The 16,995-nt window shown below is 46.4% G+C and carries 14 protein-coding genes; 5 read left to right on the forward strand and 9 right to left on the reverse strand.

Features of this window, described 5'->3' with window-relative positions:
• Positions 1–8: 8 nt before the first annotated feature.
• The 4 genes from HHL16_RS21200 to HHL16_RS21215 form a co-directional block, all read right to left on the reverse strand.
• Entirely contained in the window at positions 9–1,106 is a 1,098-nt protein-coding gene (locus HHL16_RS21200) for an efflux RND transporter periplasmic adaptor subunit (RefSeq protein WP_169427340.1), read from the reverse strand.
• A 36-nt stretch (positions 1,107–1,142) separates the two neighbouring features.
• Positions 1,143–2,420, reverse strand: a complete 1,278-nt coding sequence (locus HHL16_RS21205) for a TolC family protein (protein WP_169427341.1) — start codon at positions 2,418–2,420, stop codon at positions 1,143–1,145.
• 85 nt (positions 2,421–2,505) lie between these two features.
• A complete protein-coding gene (locus tag HHL16_RS21210) occupies positions 2,506–3,204 on the reverse strand; it encodes a response regulator transcription factor (protein WP_169427342.1) in 699 nt (232 codons plus the stop codon).
• A gap of 11 nt (positions 3,205–3,215) precedes the next feature.
• Positions 3,216–4,481 (reverse strand): HAMP domain-containing sensor histidine kinase, encoded by a 1,266-nt coding sequence (locus HHL16_RS21215; protein WP_169427343.1) that lies wholly within the window; start codon positions 4,479–4,481, stop codon positions 3,216–3,218.
• Positions 4,482–4,667: 186 nt separating this feature from the next.
• On the opposite strand from HHL16_RS21215, the gene HHL16_RS24875 reads away from it, so the two are divergent.
• Together HHL16_RS24875 and HHL16_RS21225 are read left to right on the forward strand one after the other, a co-directional pair.
• Positions 4,668–4,856 (forward strand): hypothetical protein, encoded by a 189-nt coding sequence (locus HHL16_RS24875; protein WP_206022516.1) that lies wholly within the window; start codon positions 4,668–4,670, stop codon positions 4,854–4,856.
• A 131-nt stretch (positions 4,857–4,987) separates the two neighbouring features.
• On the forward strand, positions 4,988–5,311 hold the full coding sequence (locus HHL16_RS21225) for a hypothetical protein (RefSeq protein ID WP_169427344.1): 324 nt from the start codon (positions 4,988–4,990) through the stop codon (positions 5,309–5,311).
• Positions 5,312–5,330: 19 nt separating this feature from the next.
• Here HHL16_RS21225 and HHL16_RS21230 read toward each other — a convergent pair whose 3' ends face one another.
• Positions 5,331–5,951 carry a DUF1003 domain-containing protein gene (locus HHL16_RS21230; RefSeq protein ID WP_169427345.1) on the reverse strand — a complete coding sequence of 207 codons (621 nt, stop codon included), beginning with the start codon at positions 5,949–5,951 and terminating at the stop codon, positions 5,331–5,333.
• A 187-nt stretch (positions 5,952–6,138) separates the two neighbouring features.
• Between HHL16_RS21230 and HHL16_RS21235 the strand changes: the two genes are divergently transcribed.
• A complete protein-coding gene (locus tag HHL16_RS21235) occupies positions 6,139–6,333 on the forward strand; it encodes a hypothetical protein (RefSeq protein WP_169427346.1) in 195 nt (64 codons plus the stop codon).
• Between the two features lie 882 nt (positions 6,334–7,215).
• Here HHL16_RS21235 and secDF read toward each other — a convergent pair.
• On the reverse strand, positions 7,216–10,281 hold the full coding sequence (gene secDF / locus HHL16_RS21240; protein WP_169427347.1) for a protein translocase subunit SecDF: 3,066 nt from the start codon (positions 10,279–10,281) through the stop codon (positions 7,216–7,218).
• A 363-nt stretch (positions 10,282–10,644) separates the two neighbouring features.
• Between secDF and HHL16_RS21245 the strand changes: the two genes are divergently transcribed.
• Entirely contained in the window at positions 10,645–11,805 is a 1,161-nt protein-coding gene (locus tag HHL16_RS21245) for a serine hydrolase (protein WP_206022518.1), read from the forward strand.
• A 72-nt stretch (positions 11,806–11,877) separates the two neighbouring features.
• Positions 11,878–13,068, forward strand: a complete 1,191-nt coding sequence (locus tag HHL16_RS21250) for a pyridoxal phosphate-dependent aminotransferase (RefSeq protein WP_169427348.1) — start codon at positions 11,878–11,880, stop codon at positions 13,066–13,068.
• Between the two features lie 58 nt (positions 13,069–13,126).
• Here HHL16_RS21250 and HHL16_RS21255 read toward each other — a convergent pair whose 3' ends face one another.
• From HHL16_RS21255 to HHL16_RS21265, 3 genes are all read right to left on the reverse strand, one after another.
• A complete protein-coding gene (locus tag HHL16_RS21255) occupies positions 13,127–13,993 on the reverse strand; it encodes a hypothetical protein (RefSeq protein ID WP_169427349.1) in 867 nt (288 codons plus the stop codon).
• A 228-nt stretch (positions 13,994–14,221) separates the two neighbouring features.
• Positions 14,222–15,070, reverse strand: a complete 849-nt coding sequence (locus HHL16_RS21260) for an RHS repeat protein (RefSeq protein WP_169427350.1) — start codon at positions 15,068–15,070, stop codon at positions 14,222–14,224.
• A gap of 176 nt (positions 15,071–15,246) precedes the next feature.
• Complete coding sequence (locus HHL16_RS21265; RefSeq protein ID WP_169427351.1) at positions 15,247–16,989, reverse strand: M14 family metallopeptidase; 1,743 nt, start codon at positions 16,987–16,989, stop codon at positions 15,247–15,249.
• Between the last annotated feature and the right edge of the window lie 6 nt (positions 16,990–16,995).

Genomic DNA, 16,995 nt, shown 5'->3' on the forward strand with positions numbered 1-16,995 from the left:
CCGCGGGATTAGTTTTCTCTCAATGCATTGAAAAGAAGTACCTGGTTTCTGGAAATGATCAGTTCTCCGGGGACCGCGCCACCACTGAGATAGGTGCTGTTGCCTACTGTGCGCAGCACCTGCACTTCGCGTATGGCGAGATCGCATTTGCCGTGATAGACGATCACGTAGTTTTTTCCGTTATCGCTGATCACAGCTGTGCGTGGAATGGTGATGGCCTGCGCTCCCTGTTTGTTTTCGATGAGGATGTTCGCGAACATCTCAGGTTTGAGCAATAGTCCGCTGTTGGGGAGCCGCACTCTTATCTTCATCACTTTTGTTTCGGGATCGAGTTGCTGGCTGATCTTGTCCACTACGCCGTTGAAGGTGGAGTCGGGGTAGGCGAGTGTGGTTACTTTAGCTGTATATCCTTCTTTCACTTTTGCTATATCGCTTTCGTATACATTGGCCCAAACCCATACATCACTGATATCGCCTACGGTGAAGAGGTTGTCGTTGAAATCGCTTCTGATGAATGATCCCTGTCCGATCTTCTTCTCCACTACGTATCCGCTCATGGGAGCCTTCACCACGTATGTTCCGTTGGGACTGGTTTGTCCGCCTCCATTGATCGCAATCTGCTCCTGTATTTTTCTCGAAGCAGCCAGCGACTTGTTGTAGTTTTCCTTTGCTTCTACATATTCTCTTTCACTGGCGATGCCATTTTTGTAGAGAGATTCCGCATTGTCGAGTTGCTTTTTTGCGATGGCGATATCATTGCCTGCCGTTGCCATGTCTGCGTAATTGCCTGCAACATCGGCGGACTTGATGATGGCGAGTGTTTGCCCCTTCGCCACTTTATCTCCGAGCGAAACATTCACCTGCAATACCTGTCCGCTGCTGAAAGGAAATACTTTCACTACTTTATTGTCGTCGAAACTGATCTCACCTGAAAGCTTCAGCTGGTCGTCGATACGGCTGGTTATCACCGTATCGATACTGATCATTTTTGCCAGTGAATCGCTGATGCAAACATCTTTGGGATCGCCGTCTTTGGGAGCATTCTCTTTGCAGCTTGCAAAGGAGATCACGGCAGAGATCAAAAGCAGTTGTATAAAGATTTTCATAATTGACCTGATTTCTGGTAACAAAAAAATGATGGTCTATGGCAGAGCCACCACATTGGCGCCGGTACTGAAATTCAACTCTGCTGCTGCATTTCTGAAAGCAGCGATTTGCTGTTGCTTTCTGATAAGCACCTCTTTGTACGAGTCGAAGAAGTCGATGAATTCTACGAGGCTTACCTGTCGCTGCCGGTAGCTGCTGATCATGTTCTGCAACAATTTGTCGAAGGGTTCATTGAGGGCGGGATCGGTTTGCTGCAAAAGATTGGCGGCAAGCAGGAATTTTCTGTAGGAAGCTGTTACATCCTGACTGATCTGGGTTTGTGCCTGTCTGATATTTAGGTCTGCCTGTTTGATGGATTCCTTTGCTGCGTTGATATTTCCCTTGTTCTGATTGAGAATGGGTAATGGCACACTCAGCTGAATGCCCCAATAATGCGGCACATAACTGTTGAGGCGGTCATATGCTACGCCGGCTGTAACATCGGGGGCCACCAGCGATTTCTGATAGGCAAGATTGTGCTGCTGCTGCAACAGACTGGTATTGGCCAGCTGCAGATCGGGGCGATTGTTCATCGCAGTATCAATCAGATCTGCGAGAGGCGGTAAAGGCGGGATAGTAACTTTGATTTCAGCAGGTATGATGATGGTCTGATCGTTCATCTGCAACAGTACATGAAGGTCTTTCTGAATATCGGCGATCTGTTGCTGCAATGCAGCCCGATCGTTCTGCAAAGAGAAGAGAAGCGCTTTGATGCGGAGGTTCTCTTTCTGCGAAATATTTCCTGCCTTGAATTCGGCATCCATCCCCTGTACCAGTTTTTGCATGGATTCCAGCTCGCGGGCATAAAGCTGATCTACTGCAGTAAGTTGCCCAAGGGTACTGAACTGTGTGGCAAGAGTGAATTTCAGATTGCGGAGCAGATCGCTGAACTGCTGACTGGCGCTGAGGGTAGCGTCTTCACTGAGTTTGATGAGTTTGTTTCTTTTGCCGGCGGTGCGGATCACCTGTTGAAGCTGGAGGTAGATCTCTCCGTAGGTTTGTCCGTTGGCGTTCTCTTTGCTGTGGCGAAAAAATTTTCCGTCGTAGAGTGTCTGATCTGTGTTGAGGGTGGGGTTGTCCCAGTATCTGGCTTGTTGTTCCAGCGCTTTGCTGATGGAGATATTGTATTGTTGCGCAAGGAGGACAAGATTTTTCTGAAGGAAGATTTTCTCAGCTTCCGGCAGATTGAGTTTCAGTGTATCGGTTTGCGCCTGCAGCTTGCTGTAACCCATAAAAACCAACAGCAATGCAAGCCACCTTAATGTGAACTGCATCTTAGTTAAGAATTTAGAAGTGATTGCTACTGCAAAGCTGGCAGCTTATTTGGTTAAGCCGTCATTAACCTCGGTTAATGCACCGTTAACTAACATTTGCGTTGAAGCGAAATCCAACGCCATGAATGGTTTCGAGAATTACGGAAGGGTCTGATTTAAAATACTTGCGGAGTTTGGTCATGAATACGTCCATGCTTCTGCCGAGGAAATAATCGTCTTTTCCCCAAACGTTCAGCAGCACTTCTTCGCGCCTGAGAATGCGGTTGGCGTGTTCGCAGAGGAACTTCAGGAGGTCGGCTTCTTTCTGGGTGAGGGTGTGAATGTCGCCGGACGCATAGAGTTTGAGATCGGTATAGGAGAAACGCATATTGCCGATGCCGTATTCCTGCACCTGATCGGCCTGCAGCTTGCGTGTGCGGCGGATGAATACTTCCATGCGCAGCAGCAGCTCCTGCATGCTGAAGGGTTTTACAATGTAGTCGTCTGCGCCTGTGAGAAACCCTTTGATCTTGTCCTCTTCCATGGAACGCGCCGTGATAAAGAGAATGGGTACTACATCGCTTTGTTGTCTGATTTTCTTTGCAACAGTGAACCCGTCTTTGAAGGGCATCATCACATCGAGCAGACAGATATCCACCTGTGTTTTATCGAAATTGTCGAGGGCTGTTTGTCCATCTGCAAAAAGATGCACATCATATCCTGCTTCTGTGAGGTTGTCTTTTATTACATAGCCGAGTGAGAGATCATCTTCGGCCAACAGTACTTTGATCTTTTTGGGTGCCATAGGTCCGTTGTTTAGTTTCCTGGCAACAGCAGTCTGAATTCGGTTCCGATACCCGGAATGCTGTTGATGTCGATGCTGCCATGATGGGCATCGATGATTCGTTTAACAAAGCTCAGCCCCAATCCGAAGCCTTTTACATTATGCACATCGCCGGTAGGTACGCGATAGAATTTCTCGAACAGTTTCTTATGGTATTTCTTATCGATACCTATCCCGTTGTCTTTTACTGAAATAAATATATGATCATTTTCTTTACCGGCACTCACAATTATGCGGGGATTGGGCGAGTATTTAAGGGCGTTCTCCAGCAGGTTCACAATGGCCAGCTCCAGGTGGGCCCTGTCGGCCAGCAGCTCATAGTTGTTGTCTTCGGGCAATTGCAGTTCCAGCACGGCTTTCTTCTCCTGTGCCAGCGGTTGAATTTTGGTAACGGCCTCTTCGATAATGCCGTTAACGGTAACCGGGGTACGCTGAATCGGTAATTCCTTTCTTTCGGAAGTGGCTACCTGCAATAAACGTTCTACCTGCTTCTGCAGGTGCATCGTTTGGTTCTGAATAATGGTAGCATACTGATGCAGCCGGTCTGGTTGTTTTATGATCTTCTCCTGCAACAATACATCCGACGATATCTTCATCACCGCCAGCGGTGTTTTGAATTCGTGCGTGAAGTTGTTCACGAAATCTTTCTGCACTTCGGCCAGAAATTTCTGTCGATAGAAATAGAAAAGACTTACCGCCAGTCCGATCAACACTACAAACAATACCACACTACTGATAAACCAGAAATTCATCTGTTGCAGCACATACCTGTTTCTGTGCGGAAAGTACAGCAATACATAATCGTACTGGCGTTCGAATACGGGGAATGGCGATACCACGGGATCATATCGTGCAGCGGCAGCAGCAACATATTCCCGCGATGTATATTTCTTTTCCCTGGAACTGTAAAAACCTACATGAGCATCGGTGAGCACATCAAAATCGTTCAGTTCATCTTTGAGATACCAAACGAGTGAATCTTTCTCATATACGCCACTGGTGCGGAAGAGAAAGTAGTCAGGCGAAGGGTGCTCGATAATATCCTGGAGGTGATTCACCGGAGAGTCCATGATGTTCACATCTTCGTACAATCCTCTGATGCTCTTCACCACATTGATGTTGAAGGTTTTCTGCTCAAGTGAATAGATCATATTGAGCCAGTAAAGCTGAACCCCCACTATCACAATGATGAGCAGGGTAGCTGTAAGCACAATCCATTTCAGGGTTTTAGAACGCATACCATCTATATAATCGACTATGACAAATTTGCTGCGCATTATGGATAATACATTTTTTTACTGCTCAAACAACATATCCTTAACAGCTGTTAACCGCCGGTTAAGGGTGGCTTCAAATAGCAATAGGGCAGGTTTATTGAATAGATTTAGGATGTAAATGTTTTTTTGAAATCAAACACCACTATCATGAAAAAGGTATTAATGGCTGCTACCCTGGTGATTGCTCTGGCAGGTTTTGCTACTGCACAAACCAAGCCTGCAGCTGATCAGAAGAAGCCTGCGAAAAAAGAAGCTAAAGCTCCGGCAAAGGAAACTCCTGCAAAGGATTCTACCACCAAGCCAGCAAAGAAACCACACGCCAAAAAAGGGGCGTAATCTCTGAGATGTTTTAAACGTTTGAGTATCGGTATGTTTTGGTTTTTTTTGCGCCGCTCCCTTGCGGAGCGGCTTTTTAAGAATTAAGTTTACTCTATCATATTTCTCCCAACTCTCTTAAAAATTAAGGTATGAAAAAGATCATGTTAGCCCTCGCATTGCTGCTTTCTCTGTCTGTTATGAGTTATGCTCAGACAGCTGCACCTGCAAAGCCTCAGCAGAAAGAGCAGAAAAAGAAAGCAGAAAAAGCTGAAAAATCAGCGAAGGACGCCGCTGCAGCAGCACCGGCAAAAGCAGCTCCTGCAAAGGAAGCAACAGCACCTGCCGGAACCCATGTGAAAAAAGATGGCACTCCCGATAAACGCTACAAAGAGAACAAAGGAGCTCCAACAGTTCACGTAAAAAAAGACGGTACTCCCGATAAACGTTACAAAGAAAATAAGAAAAAGAGCTAAGGTTGGTTTTAATTAGCGTCTATGCTGTGCCGCCTGCATCAGGCGGCATTTTTTTTGACCCCTCTTCCGCAGTTTTCTTATTCGCTTCTTTCAGCTTCGCTTCGTCTCTGATCAGCGACTGCAATAACCTAATCTGATCTGCCTGCGCCTCCATCAGTTTTTTGAATTGCTCTTCGAGCAGCAGATCCATTTTCTGATGCAATGTTCTGATTTCGATCTCTGCCTTCAGATTCACGATATAATCGTTCTCATTCCGCTTACGGTCTTTTTCTTCCTGCCGGTTCTGACTCATCATAATCACCGGCGCCTGTATTGCAGCCAGACAAGATAATACCAGGTTCAGCAAAATAAAGGGAAAGGGATCGAATCTTTTTCCTTCCGGCAATTGCATATTGATGATGATCCATCCGATCAGTATCACCGCAAATGAAATGATGAATTTCCAGCTGCCTCCGAACCTCGCCACCTGATCGGCGATGCGTTGGCCCGTCGTCAATTTTTCGGACGAAGGTTTTTCGATATTCTGCAGTATCAACTTTTCCTGTTCCACAGCCTGGCATACTATCTCATGCAATTTTTTCAGATGATCATTCTCCGTATTCATCAGATCATGTATATACCTGCCTTTTTGTGGATTCATACTGCAATAATTTGTACTGAAGTTACAGATTCGGCAGCATACCTGAACAGGCCCGTCTGATGGGCCTTTTAGCCAATGGTTAACGGTTGTTAAGCCCCGGTTAAGCAGCCGCCAAATTATTAATCGGCTACATTTATTGAATAGCTTTACGACGTAATCAATTCTCTCATACATAAAATCTAGTAAGATGAAAAAGTTATTGATCGTTGCAGGATTTGTATTAGCGATGACAGGATTGGCCGCAGCCGCTCAGACAGAGCCTACAGCTGCCACCACAAAAACAGAAAAAACAGCCATGGCAAAAGGACAAAAACATGGCAAAAAACATCATCACCATAAACAACATGCAGCAAAGCCTGCACCCGCAAAAAAAATGAATTAGAAGTGTAACAGCTTCTTAAAGAAGGTTTGTATTAGGGGTTTTTTATAAAACGTCGTACCGGGATAAGTACGGCGTTTTTTTATTGTCTTCGTAGGTGGCTGCCGGGGCGGGTTTTTGAATGTAAGATGAGTGTTTGATAATGCGGTGGAGCGATTTGTTTGTGTGATTTTTCCTGTGCTTCTTTCCCGGCTGCCGGCAGGAATATGTAACCGAGTCGAGAAATTAGCCAGGCAGGGATCTATGTTTCAGCTGATGTAGGTAGGATTGAACTGTGGTAATTCTTATGGACGGCCACGCAACTAATTTCAAGGCCTCAGGTAACATATCCCGTGACCGGCAGCATCGCTGGAGGTGAGGCTTTGTTGAATCGCTGATAGTGCAACTCAGACAATATATGTGGGGGAGGAGGAGGGGTTTCTGTGCAACGCTCTAAATAATTGCAGTCTTTGTTTCCGTGATAGATTGTTTGCCTTGTGTTTTGCTTTCGCGTTATTCCGCCAATATTTGTGAGCATGCGCATGCTTCAGTGAGTACGGGATTTCTTTTCATTGAGAAATGAATCCGATGAATATGATTGCGCATGATGGGCTTTTCAATCTTGCATTATCTGCATGTAATATTCTGTGCGCAAGGGCCTTCGTCGGGGTATAAATCACAGCCTTAAAACGGGTTGCGTGAGTGCCCCCGGATATATTCTATCGCTCAATCCTCCTTTTTATATGCTTCATCGGAGTTAACCCCTCCCTGGCCTGTTTTTCCGCCGTGCTTTATACCCCGACGAAGGCCCGGAGATGGCCTCATAAGCCCTATAAAACCCAAACGATATCAGACAAAAAAAGCCCCGGCAAAAACCGGGGCTTAAATATATTAAATCAATACTCGTTACGCTTTCTTAGCTACAGGAGCACTGCCTTTTGCAGCAGTTGCAGCAGCAGCTTTCTTAGGAGCTTCACCGAGTGGCTTGTCTTTTGCAAAATCAACAAGGATCGGAGCTGATACGAACATAGAAGAGTAAGTACCGGTAATTACACCAATCAGCATCGCGAATGCAAAGCCTTTAGTTACCTCACCACCTACCAGGAACAGGATCAGAATGGTCAGGAACACCGTGAATGATGTCATGATGGTACGGCTCAGTGTATCGTTGATCGCCTTGTTGATGATAGTGGTCTTATCGGCACCAACCATCTCTCTGCTGTACTCACGGATACGGTCGAATACGATTACCTTATCGTTCATCGAGAAACCGATCACCGTAAGGATCGCCGCAATGAAGTGCTGGTCTACCTCCAGTGAGAACGGCATCACATTCTTCAGGAACGAGAATACCGCGAGCGTTACAAGAATATCGTGCAACAGTCCTACGATGGTACCTACTGAATATCTCCAGTCGCGGAAACGGAGGAGGATATACGCTGCAATGATGAACAAGCTCCAGAAAGTTGCCCACTGAGCGCCTTTCTTCAGGTCGTCGGAGATCGTAGCGTCTACACGCTTGAAGCCCTGCAGATTCTTGGCTGCGAAATCAGCCTGTGAAATGCCTGGTTTCAGGAATGGCTGCAAACCTTCAAACAGTTTGTTCTGTACGCTGGAGTCGCCTGCTGTACCGGATCTTTCGATCAGATAGTCAGTAGTGATGTCGAGCTGATTGGTTGCACCATAAGTTTTCACTACAGGTGTTTTCTGGAAGGTATGCTCGAGGTTCAGACGAACTTTTTCGAGATCTACAGGCTGATCGAATTTCACTACGTAGCTACGGCCACCGGAGAATTCAACACCATATTTGAAACCATTCACCAGCGCGCCGATACCCAGTGCCAGGATCACGAAAGAAACCACATAAGTTTTCTTTCTCAGCTCGATGAACTTGAAGCTGGCATGTTTGAATATCTTCTGGCTGAGCGGAGTGAAATAGTTGAAGTGACGATTTTTTCTTGTCCAGAAATCGCTGATCAGTCGAGATACCAGGATACCGCAGAAAAGCGACAGCAGGATACCGATGATCTGAGTGGTAGCGAAACCGAGTACTGGTCCGAGACCGAAGTAGAACAGAATGATCGCAGTTAACAGGTTTGTGATGTGGGCATCGAATACAGGCGCCATTGAACGCTTGTAACCATCAGCCACAGCCTGTGAGTAGCTCTTTCCTTTGCTCAGCTCTTCTTTGATACGCTCGAAGATCAGTACGTTGGTGTCTACCGCGATACCGATAGTGAGTACCAGACCGGCGATACCAGGCGCTGTAAGCGTTGCACCCATTGCACTCAGCACACCTACAGTGAAGAGGAGGTTGAGGATAAGGGCGATATTCGCAACCCATCCACCAGTGTTGTAATACAGCAGCATCAGGATGAAGATTACAATGAAAGAGAGTGCGAAAGACATCATACCACCTTTAACAGCGGCTTGTCCGAGCGTTGGACCAACTACCTGCTCCTGAACAATCTTCGCTGGTGCATCCAGTTTACCGGATTTGAGGATGTTGGCAATGTCCTGCGCTTCTTCGATCAGAATCTGACGATCCTGATTGCCTCTGCCCATGGTGATGCGCGAACTTCCACCGTCGATCTTCTGCTGAACGTTCGGTGCAGTGTACACGATATCATCGAGCACGATAGCGATTGGCTTGTGAATGTTCTTCTCCGTCATGCGCGCCCATGCACTTGATCCCGCAGGAGTCATGTTCATGGTTACGAGCACTTCGTTGGTAACAGGGTCGAACTCCTGTTTTGCATCTTCGATAGCATTTCCTTCCAGCTCTGCACCTTCTTTACCGGGAACGGTTTTGATGGCATAGAGGTTAAGGGCAGGAACGAGTGTACCATTGGCATTTCTTTCCTGTTTGCCCCAGAGGAATTTAACGTTACCTGGGAAATTATTGCGAACTGCAGGGATGTTGAGGTAGCTGTTTACGATACCTGTATCCTGCAGACGGCTTGTTCCGATAAAGCTGTAGTAAGAAACACGGCCTGTTTCTTTATCAGGCTGCGGCTGCGCAGGGAACAGTTTCTGGAAGAGCGGGTTCATGTTGGATGAATCCACTTTAGCAGTTGCTGTGCTGTCGATAACCACATTACCGAGTGAGTCTACTTTTCTGCCACCGGAGAGATAGCCTTCGAGGGCTTTGTCGGCAGCCTGCAGCGGACCGGCAATGGTTTCGAGAGTGTATACTTCCCAGAATTGCAGGTTGGCAGTTGATTGCAGGTATTTTCTTACACGCTCAGGATCGCTTGCACCTGCCAGCTCCACCGTTATGATACCTTTGGTTTCATCGAGGCTGATGGTAGGTTGGGCAACACCGAATTTGTCGATACGTTTTCTCAGAACCTGGAAGGTCTGCTCCATGGCGTTGTTAGCCTGAGTGCTGATGTAATCGAGAATGGCATTGTCGCTCGCAGATGTGTTGAGCTTATTGTTGGCATTAGCAAAATGAGGAGCCAGTGCAGCGCCATTGTTCACCTTTTTGAATGCAGTTCCGAAAAGTGTGATATAATTCTGGTCGCTGTTCAGTTTTAACCGGTTAGCTTCTTCAATAGCCTTGATGATCTGGGGATCTTTGGAATTGTTGGCCAATCCTTTGATCAGACCATCGAGTGCAATATCCAGCGTTACGTTGATACCACCCTGAAGGTCGAGACCAAGGCGCAGTTCGCTTTCTTTTGCTTTCTGATAGGTTTGACCCCACCAGGTGATCTTGGTGTCAGCTGTACTGTCAAGCAACTCTTGATTGCGTTTTTTCAGCAGTTGGTCCAATGTGTCCTGGTAAAGTGCCCCTGCTTCTTTGTCGCCGGGATACTTCGTCGCGGCTGTAGGGTAGGCTCTTTTAATCTGCTGTAATGCTTTCTCACCCATGGCCTTTTCGTGCTTGTTCACGAACCAGGTAAAGGAAAGCTGGTACAGCGAGATGCCTATTAAAAGGGCAGTAAAAATGCTAACCAGTGCTCTCATTTCAGTGTTGTTTATTTTTTTAGGAGTTGGCAAAGATAGGGTTTTCAGGCAGAATCGGAAATACGAAAATCAGGGTGGATAAGGGGGATACAATGGCCGTCCGGACTGGCATTCCGGGGCCCTCAACTCCAATTTCAATATGACCTGCAACTGTTGTCAAACTTTGCGTGGATTTTGTATTTTACGGCAATGAAAATACGTGTTCTGGCTCTGATTTGCTTATCCTCTTATCTTTTTTTGTCATGTAAACAGCAGAAAGAGATACAAAAGCTCGCCGAAAAACGAATCGCTGATTCCGCTGCAACGCAGCCCCCGCCTGTAATTCCGGCTGCCATCCCAACCGGAAAAACTGATTCTCTGCTCGTGGCAGTTTTAGCGCAATACCCGCAGTATTTCGATTCCATTCTTCGAAATCCCGACCAATACAGGGTACAGATCATCTATACGCAGATCGATCGGGGGGCCAATAATATGCCTTCATTCAGACCATATTATTATCAGGTGGATCCCAATAAATACTTCTATCCCGCCTCCACCGTCAAAATGCCCACTGCTCTGCTGGCATTGCAGCGGCTCAGGGAACTGAACAAACCGGGTCTCAACAAATACACCACCATGATCACCGACAGTGCGTACAGCAAACAAACCGCGGTGTTCAACGATCCCACTACGCCCGACGGCCGCCCCAATATTGCGCAGTACCTGAGAAAGATATTCATGACAAGCGATAATGATGCGTATAACCGTTTGTATGAATTCCTTGGCCAGCAATATCTGAATGATGAGCTGAGGAAGAAAGGATACAGCTCGGCTGAGATCGTCCATCATCTCGAAGTGGTGATGAATGCCGATGAGAACAGGCATACCAATCCGGTTACCTTCCTCGGCGCCGCAGGCGATACCATTTATCATCAGCCCATGCAGGTGAGCACACTCGCTCCGCAGCCACGGCACGATTCCCTCGGCATTGGGTACGAGAAGGATGGCGCCATCGTTCATCAGCCATTTGATTTCTCCCGCAAGAACCGCATCAGTCTCGAAGACCTTACGGGCGTGCTGAAATCCATCCTCTTTCCACAGTCCATTCCTGAATCGCAGCGTTTCGATATAGATGCAGACGATTATCGTTTTGTGTGGAAATACATGAGCCAGTACCCGCAGGAATCTGTGTATCCTCCCTACGATACCAGCTTTCAGGATGCTTACTGCAAATACCTTTATTATGGAGGGGAGAAGGGGAGTCTGCCCAAACAGTTCCGCATCTTCAACAAGATCGGCGATGCATACGGCTTTCTGGTAGATGTGGCCTACTTCGCAGACTTCGACAGAAATATCGAGTTCATGCTCTCAGCTACCATCCTCAGCAATAAAGATGGGGTGTTCAACGACAGTCAGTACGACTACGAGACCGTCGGGTTTCCATTTATGAAGCAGCTCGGACGCGTGATTTATGAATATGAATTAAAAAGACCCCGAAAAACAGCGCCTGATTTGAATGAGTTCAAATTGTTGTATGATAAGTGAGAATCCGGTAACCCGATTCGGCGTTCTTCCGTACTTTTGCGGCTCACGTAAAGCAAGCAACAGACAAACATTATGCAACTATCAACCCGTTTAGATCTTTTCAACGAACCAGAAACGTTGAAAATGGCAAAGCTCGGCCGCGAACTGCGGGCCAAAGGCTTCGATGTAATTGACCTGAGTTTGGGCGAACCCGATTTCGATACTCCCGAACATATCAAGGAAGCTGCTAAGAAAGCAATTGACGACAACTACAGCCACTACACACCTGTGGCAGGTTATCCTGAACTCCGCGAAGCGGTTTGCCTGAAGCTGAAGCGCGACAATGGTCTCGAATACAAAGCCGAGAACATCATCGTATCTACAGGCGCCAAGCAAAGCCTCGCCAACGTGGTACTCGCTACGGTGAGCAAGGGCGATGAAGTAGTGATCCCCACTCCATACTGGGTAACTTACTCCGAAATTGTGAAGCTGGGAGAAGGCGTTGTGAAACTCGTTCCCACTTCTGTAGAAAACAAATACAAGATCACACCTGCTCAACTCGAAGCAGCGATCACCGATAAAACCAGATTGTTCATCTTCTCCTCACCCTGTAATCCAAGCGGCTCTGTATACAGCAAAGCTGAACTGGAAGGGTTGGCAGAAGTATTCCGCAAGCATCCGAAAGTATTCATCCTCTCCGACGAGATCTATGAATACATCAACTTTGTAGGCAAGCACGAGAGCATCGCTCAGTTCGAAGACCTCAAAGACCGCGTGATTGTGCTCAATGGTCTCAGCAAAGGTTTCGCCATGACCGGATACCGTCTCGGTTATGTAGCAGCTCATCCTGATGTGGTGAAAGCCTGCGAAAAACTCCAGGGACAATTCACCAGCGGTACCAACTCCATTACGCAGCGTGCTGCGATTGTGGCGCTCACTGCCGGTCTTCGTCCTACAGAAGAAATGGTGGAGGAATTCGGAAGAAGAAAGAAAAGAGTACTCGATATCATCGCCGCTATTCCCGGCCTCCAGCTGGCAGAGCCCGATGGCGCATTCTATGTGTTCCCCATCGTGAGCGCTTACTTCGGTAAGAGCGATGGTAATGAAACCATCAAAGATGCCGATGATCTTTGCATGTACCTGCTGAACAATGCACACGTGTCTACTGTAACCGGCCGTGCATTTGGAGAGCCTACCTGTATTCGTATCTCTTTTGCGAACAGCATGCAGAAGATCGAAGAAGGATGGAAGAGAATCAGTGAAGCACTGGCAAAATTGAAGTAAGAAACTTCTTGCATAAAACAAAAAAGCTCCGGCAATTGCCGGAGCTTTTTTGTTTTATTTACTTCTTAAAAATATAGGTGCCGGCTCCTCCATATTGCCGGGTTTCTACCAGCAAATCATTAGTGTAATCATCTTGTTTGGTGATGAATGAAAAAATTTTCAGTCTGTGATCAGGGTAATAGTCATTTAGGAAGTTTGTAAGCTTTTCTGTTTTTCTGTTGAAGGTGGTAGTTATACTATGAAACTTCGCAGGGTTATTCTTTGACAACAGCAATGCTTTGTCTATTCTTACCTGCTGCAGCACATCAGCGATAAGAAAGAATTCTCCCAGACCATTTTCTCCAAGTACATTTTTCATGTTATCATATTCAAACTCAAAATTGCCTGTTCCCTCTGTATTGCTATAGTTGTCTATGATAAGATTGCCTTTACTGTTGTATTTGTAGGTTTCGATATCGGTATCTGGTCCAAAAGTGGTTTCTGATCTGATCAATCTGTTCTGTTCATCATATTGATAAATTGAATGCCTTTCTACTGGGATATCCCGATAGGTATTTCGTTTTTTGATCGGCTTCCCTTTTGAATTGAATTCAAAATAGATGGTTTCCAGATGTTCCAATTCATCCTTCAGATTGTCTTTGAAATAGTATTCAATTTTCTCCGGATAATTAGCTGTTGTATTGTTGTAAGTAAAAACTGCGACCTCATTGAAGTAAAGTGGATCATTGTCGTTTTCTGTGCGGAGATTGCTTTTTGTCGGCCGGTTTTGTTCATCATAAGTAAGATCGATGATTTGATTGTCGAACTGAATTCGGCTTATTTGAGGGATCTTTTCTGGTTCTTCGACCCCGTTCTTATCATTTTTTTTGCTGCAGGATGTAATTGCCAATAGTATAAAAAAAGCATGCAGGATAACCTTTTTCATAGTAGTTGAACCTTGATTTGAATGGATGAATAACAAGGAACGTTTTATCCTGCCTGGAGAGATCATAGGCTGAAGCAGGATCCTTAGAGGTAAGTTGCATTATTTTTTGCAGAAATCCAAATATGGAGACACTCTTTGTCAGCTGCTATCACTTGCTTATTCACGATTGGCATATAAAAAGCTCCGGACATTACCGGAGCCTTTGCAAATTATCAGAATTGTCCTTTATTATTGATACTTGTTGAAAAAATACTTTCCTTCGCCGGAACCAACCTCAGTATACTGCAGCATATCATTCCTGTAACGCATTTCCTTTTTGTTAATGGTATAAGCACTTAGTTTGCCATTCGGTTCAAATTGATTGGTGAAATCGGTAGTGCTCTCCACTCTGACGTTATCGTTCACCGTTACTTCTGTAAATTTCACCGGATTATTCTTCGATAGATAAATCGCCGGTTCGCCCATAATGCTGGGTAACACTTCTATGCTGTACAGCAATTCTCCCAGATTATTTTCGCTCAGCACATTCTTCTTCGTATCATATTCATAATTGTATGTGCCGCTGCTGGCGCCATCCGAGTAATTCAGTTTGGTGATATTTCCCTGTGCATCATAATTGAATATGCTGAAACCATAGTAAGACCCCAGCGTAACATCCACTCTGCTCAGTCTGCCTTTCTCATTGTATTTGAAATAGGCCATTTGCCCAGCACTGCTAACGGAATTGGACATTTTCCTTTCGATGATCCGTCCGTTGCCATCGTAGGTAAAATAAGCGGTGTTTCCCAACACGAAATTGCTGGTGCCTGGTTGCCTGCCGAGATATTCAACACGAGCCAGTTTATCTTTATCCCAGATCAATACTGCTGTTGAATGCGCAGGCTCCAATACATTCAATTCCCTCCTGCGAAAATGGCACTTTACTGGTCTGTCGTTTTTGTCGTATTCGATCTCAACCAATTGGTGATTGTACTGAATGCCGGTGAGCAGGTTGGGGTTTGTTGAATGATCGTTTTTCTTACTGCACGATGTGCCTGCCACCACTGCAGCAATCACATAAAATAAAATCCTTTTCATAAAACAGGTTGTGGATGGGAATTATGAATGATGCGTTACATGCATCCTGCACTGAAGGATCAGTGGCTGTAGGCAGGAGGAATGATTACGAAACGAAATTACTTTGCCTGCTGTATGGTGCAAAAAAATGGTGCACCAATCTGGTGCACCTAACAATAACTTAATATAGGACAGGCTTACTTCTTCCTGCTCACCAATCCACCTTTCTTACTGTCTACTGTAATGGTGTAACTGCCGGCACCCTGCACAATCCATCTCACCGTTACCGTACTCACGCCGGGGATATTCGATACCTCGATATTCGCCGGATCGTTCTTCTGCTCTTTTGAAATATTCAGATCCCTGTTCTCCACCACCATTCCGGCCAGCACTTTGGCTCCGCTGATACTTACTTTATCAGGTGTTTCGATCCTGTATTTCAAATCCTGACTCGCATGCGTAGGAATAACGCGCTCGTTGGATATGATGGCTGTTACTTCTTTCAATCCATCTCCGAGATCGCGCTCCATGATGCTGTCGATATTCAGTTTCGGTGTCTGATAACAATGGAAAACACTAAAGCTCATATTGCGATGTGCATCTGCTTCGAGCAGAAAACCCGGATGCATGCGGCCGAAGTTTTTCTTGAATCCGCCAATCTCGATCTTTCCGTATTGCGGATGATCGTAGGCATGCCATTCAACAAATGCATCTTTGAAGAGCAGGTAACGATCGAACATATACGAAGGATCCTGCGCGCCTGATTCTTCATCATTGCCCTTGTTGAACATCAGGTAGCCCGTCCAGAGTTCGTTGGAGAAAGTGTAGATGCCACGGCCTCCGTAAAACCAGTCGAGCTCACCTCCGTACACCGAATACATATCTTTATACACTACCAGGTAGCGGTATCCGGGCATGAGGCTTTCGCCTTTTTTAGCGAGGAAATCATAGATGGAAATATCAGCCTGATTGTATGTGCCGATGTCTTCGATGGCACCGGGACCGCGAAGGATCATGCCACCGGAGTTGTGGTAAGATTGTGCTGCTGCGATATTCGGATGTTTCATCACAAACTCCATCACAGCGCGGTTTTCAGGAATGGAGAAAGGATATTTGTAAGCGCCGCCCTGAATGGGATTCGGCTGCCAGTTCCAGCCCCAGTCGCGGTTGGGATCGTACTGATGCGTGGGCGCATCTTCGTTCACCAATCCGTCGCCATCGTTGTCGATGCCTTCGGCGCCGAGCATATCGTATTCGCCTTTTTCTTCGGGACCAACCATTATCATTTTACGTGGATCAACGGGATCCTGTTTCCAGCGGCCATTGGGATTTTTGCGGCGCATCATGGTGATGCTGCCATCATTGTCGAGATCATCATAAGGATCCTCGTCGATGGTTCCATCGCGGTCGTTGTCGATAGGGATGAGGCCCGAACGTGGTGAGTGCGCAGTATTGGGTTCATGAAAGAAATAATCCCGCGCATCCGGGTTGATAGTTGGCACAATGTAGAATGTTTTATCTGCCAGCAGGTCTTTGATGAAAGCATTGTCCGCAAAGGATTCCAGCAGGTACCAGGCAGTGTAGAGCGCGAACTCGCTGCCCTGTACTTCATTGGAGTGGATATTGCCATCGATGTACATCGCAGGCTTGCGGTTGGCATCGCCTTTTTTGAGATCGGAGATGGTGAGGCACCAGAGATCTTTCCCTTTGAACGATTTTCCCAGCGACTCCAGTTTGCAGAGATTGGGATGCGCTGCTGCCAGTTTTTTTACGATCTCTGTAATGGCTGCATGATCGTTGTACCGGTTCCAGCTCACGGGAACCTTGGGATTCACCGGTGTGCCGGATGCTTTGAACACCTGATTGGGTTGCTGCGCCTGAACGGACATGCCGGTTACCAGTGCAGCTGATATGATGATGGAACGTATGCTGAATGTCATAGATCA

Source organism: Pseudoflavitalea sp. G-6-1-2 (assembly GCF_012927185.1).
Lineage (GTDB): Bacteria > Bacteroidota > Bacteroidia > Chitinophagales > Chitinophagaceae > Pseudobacter.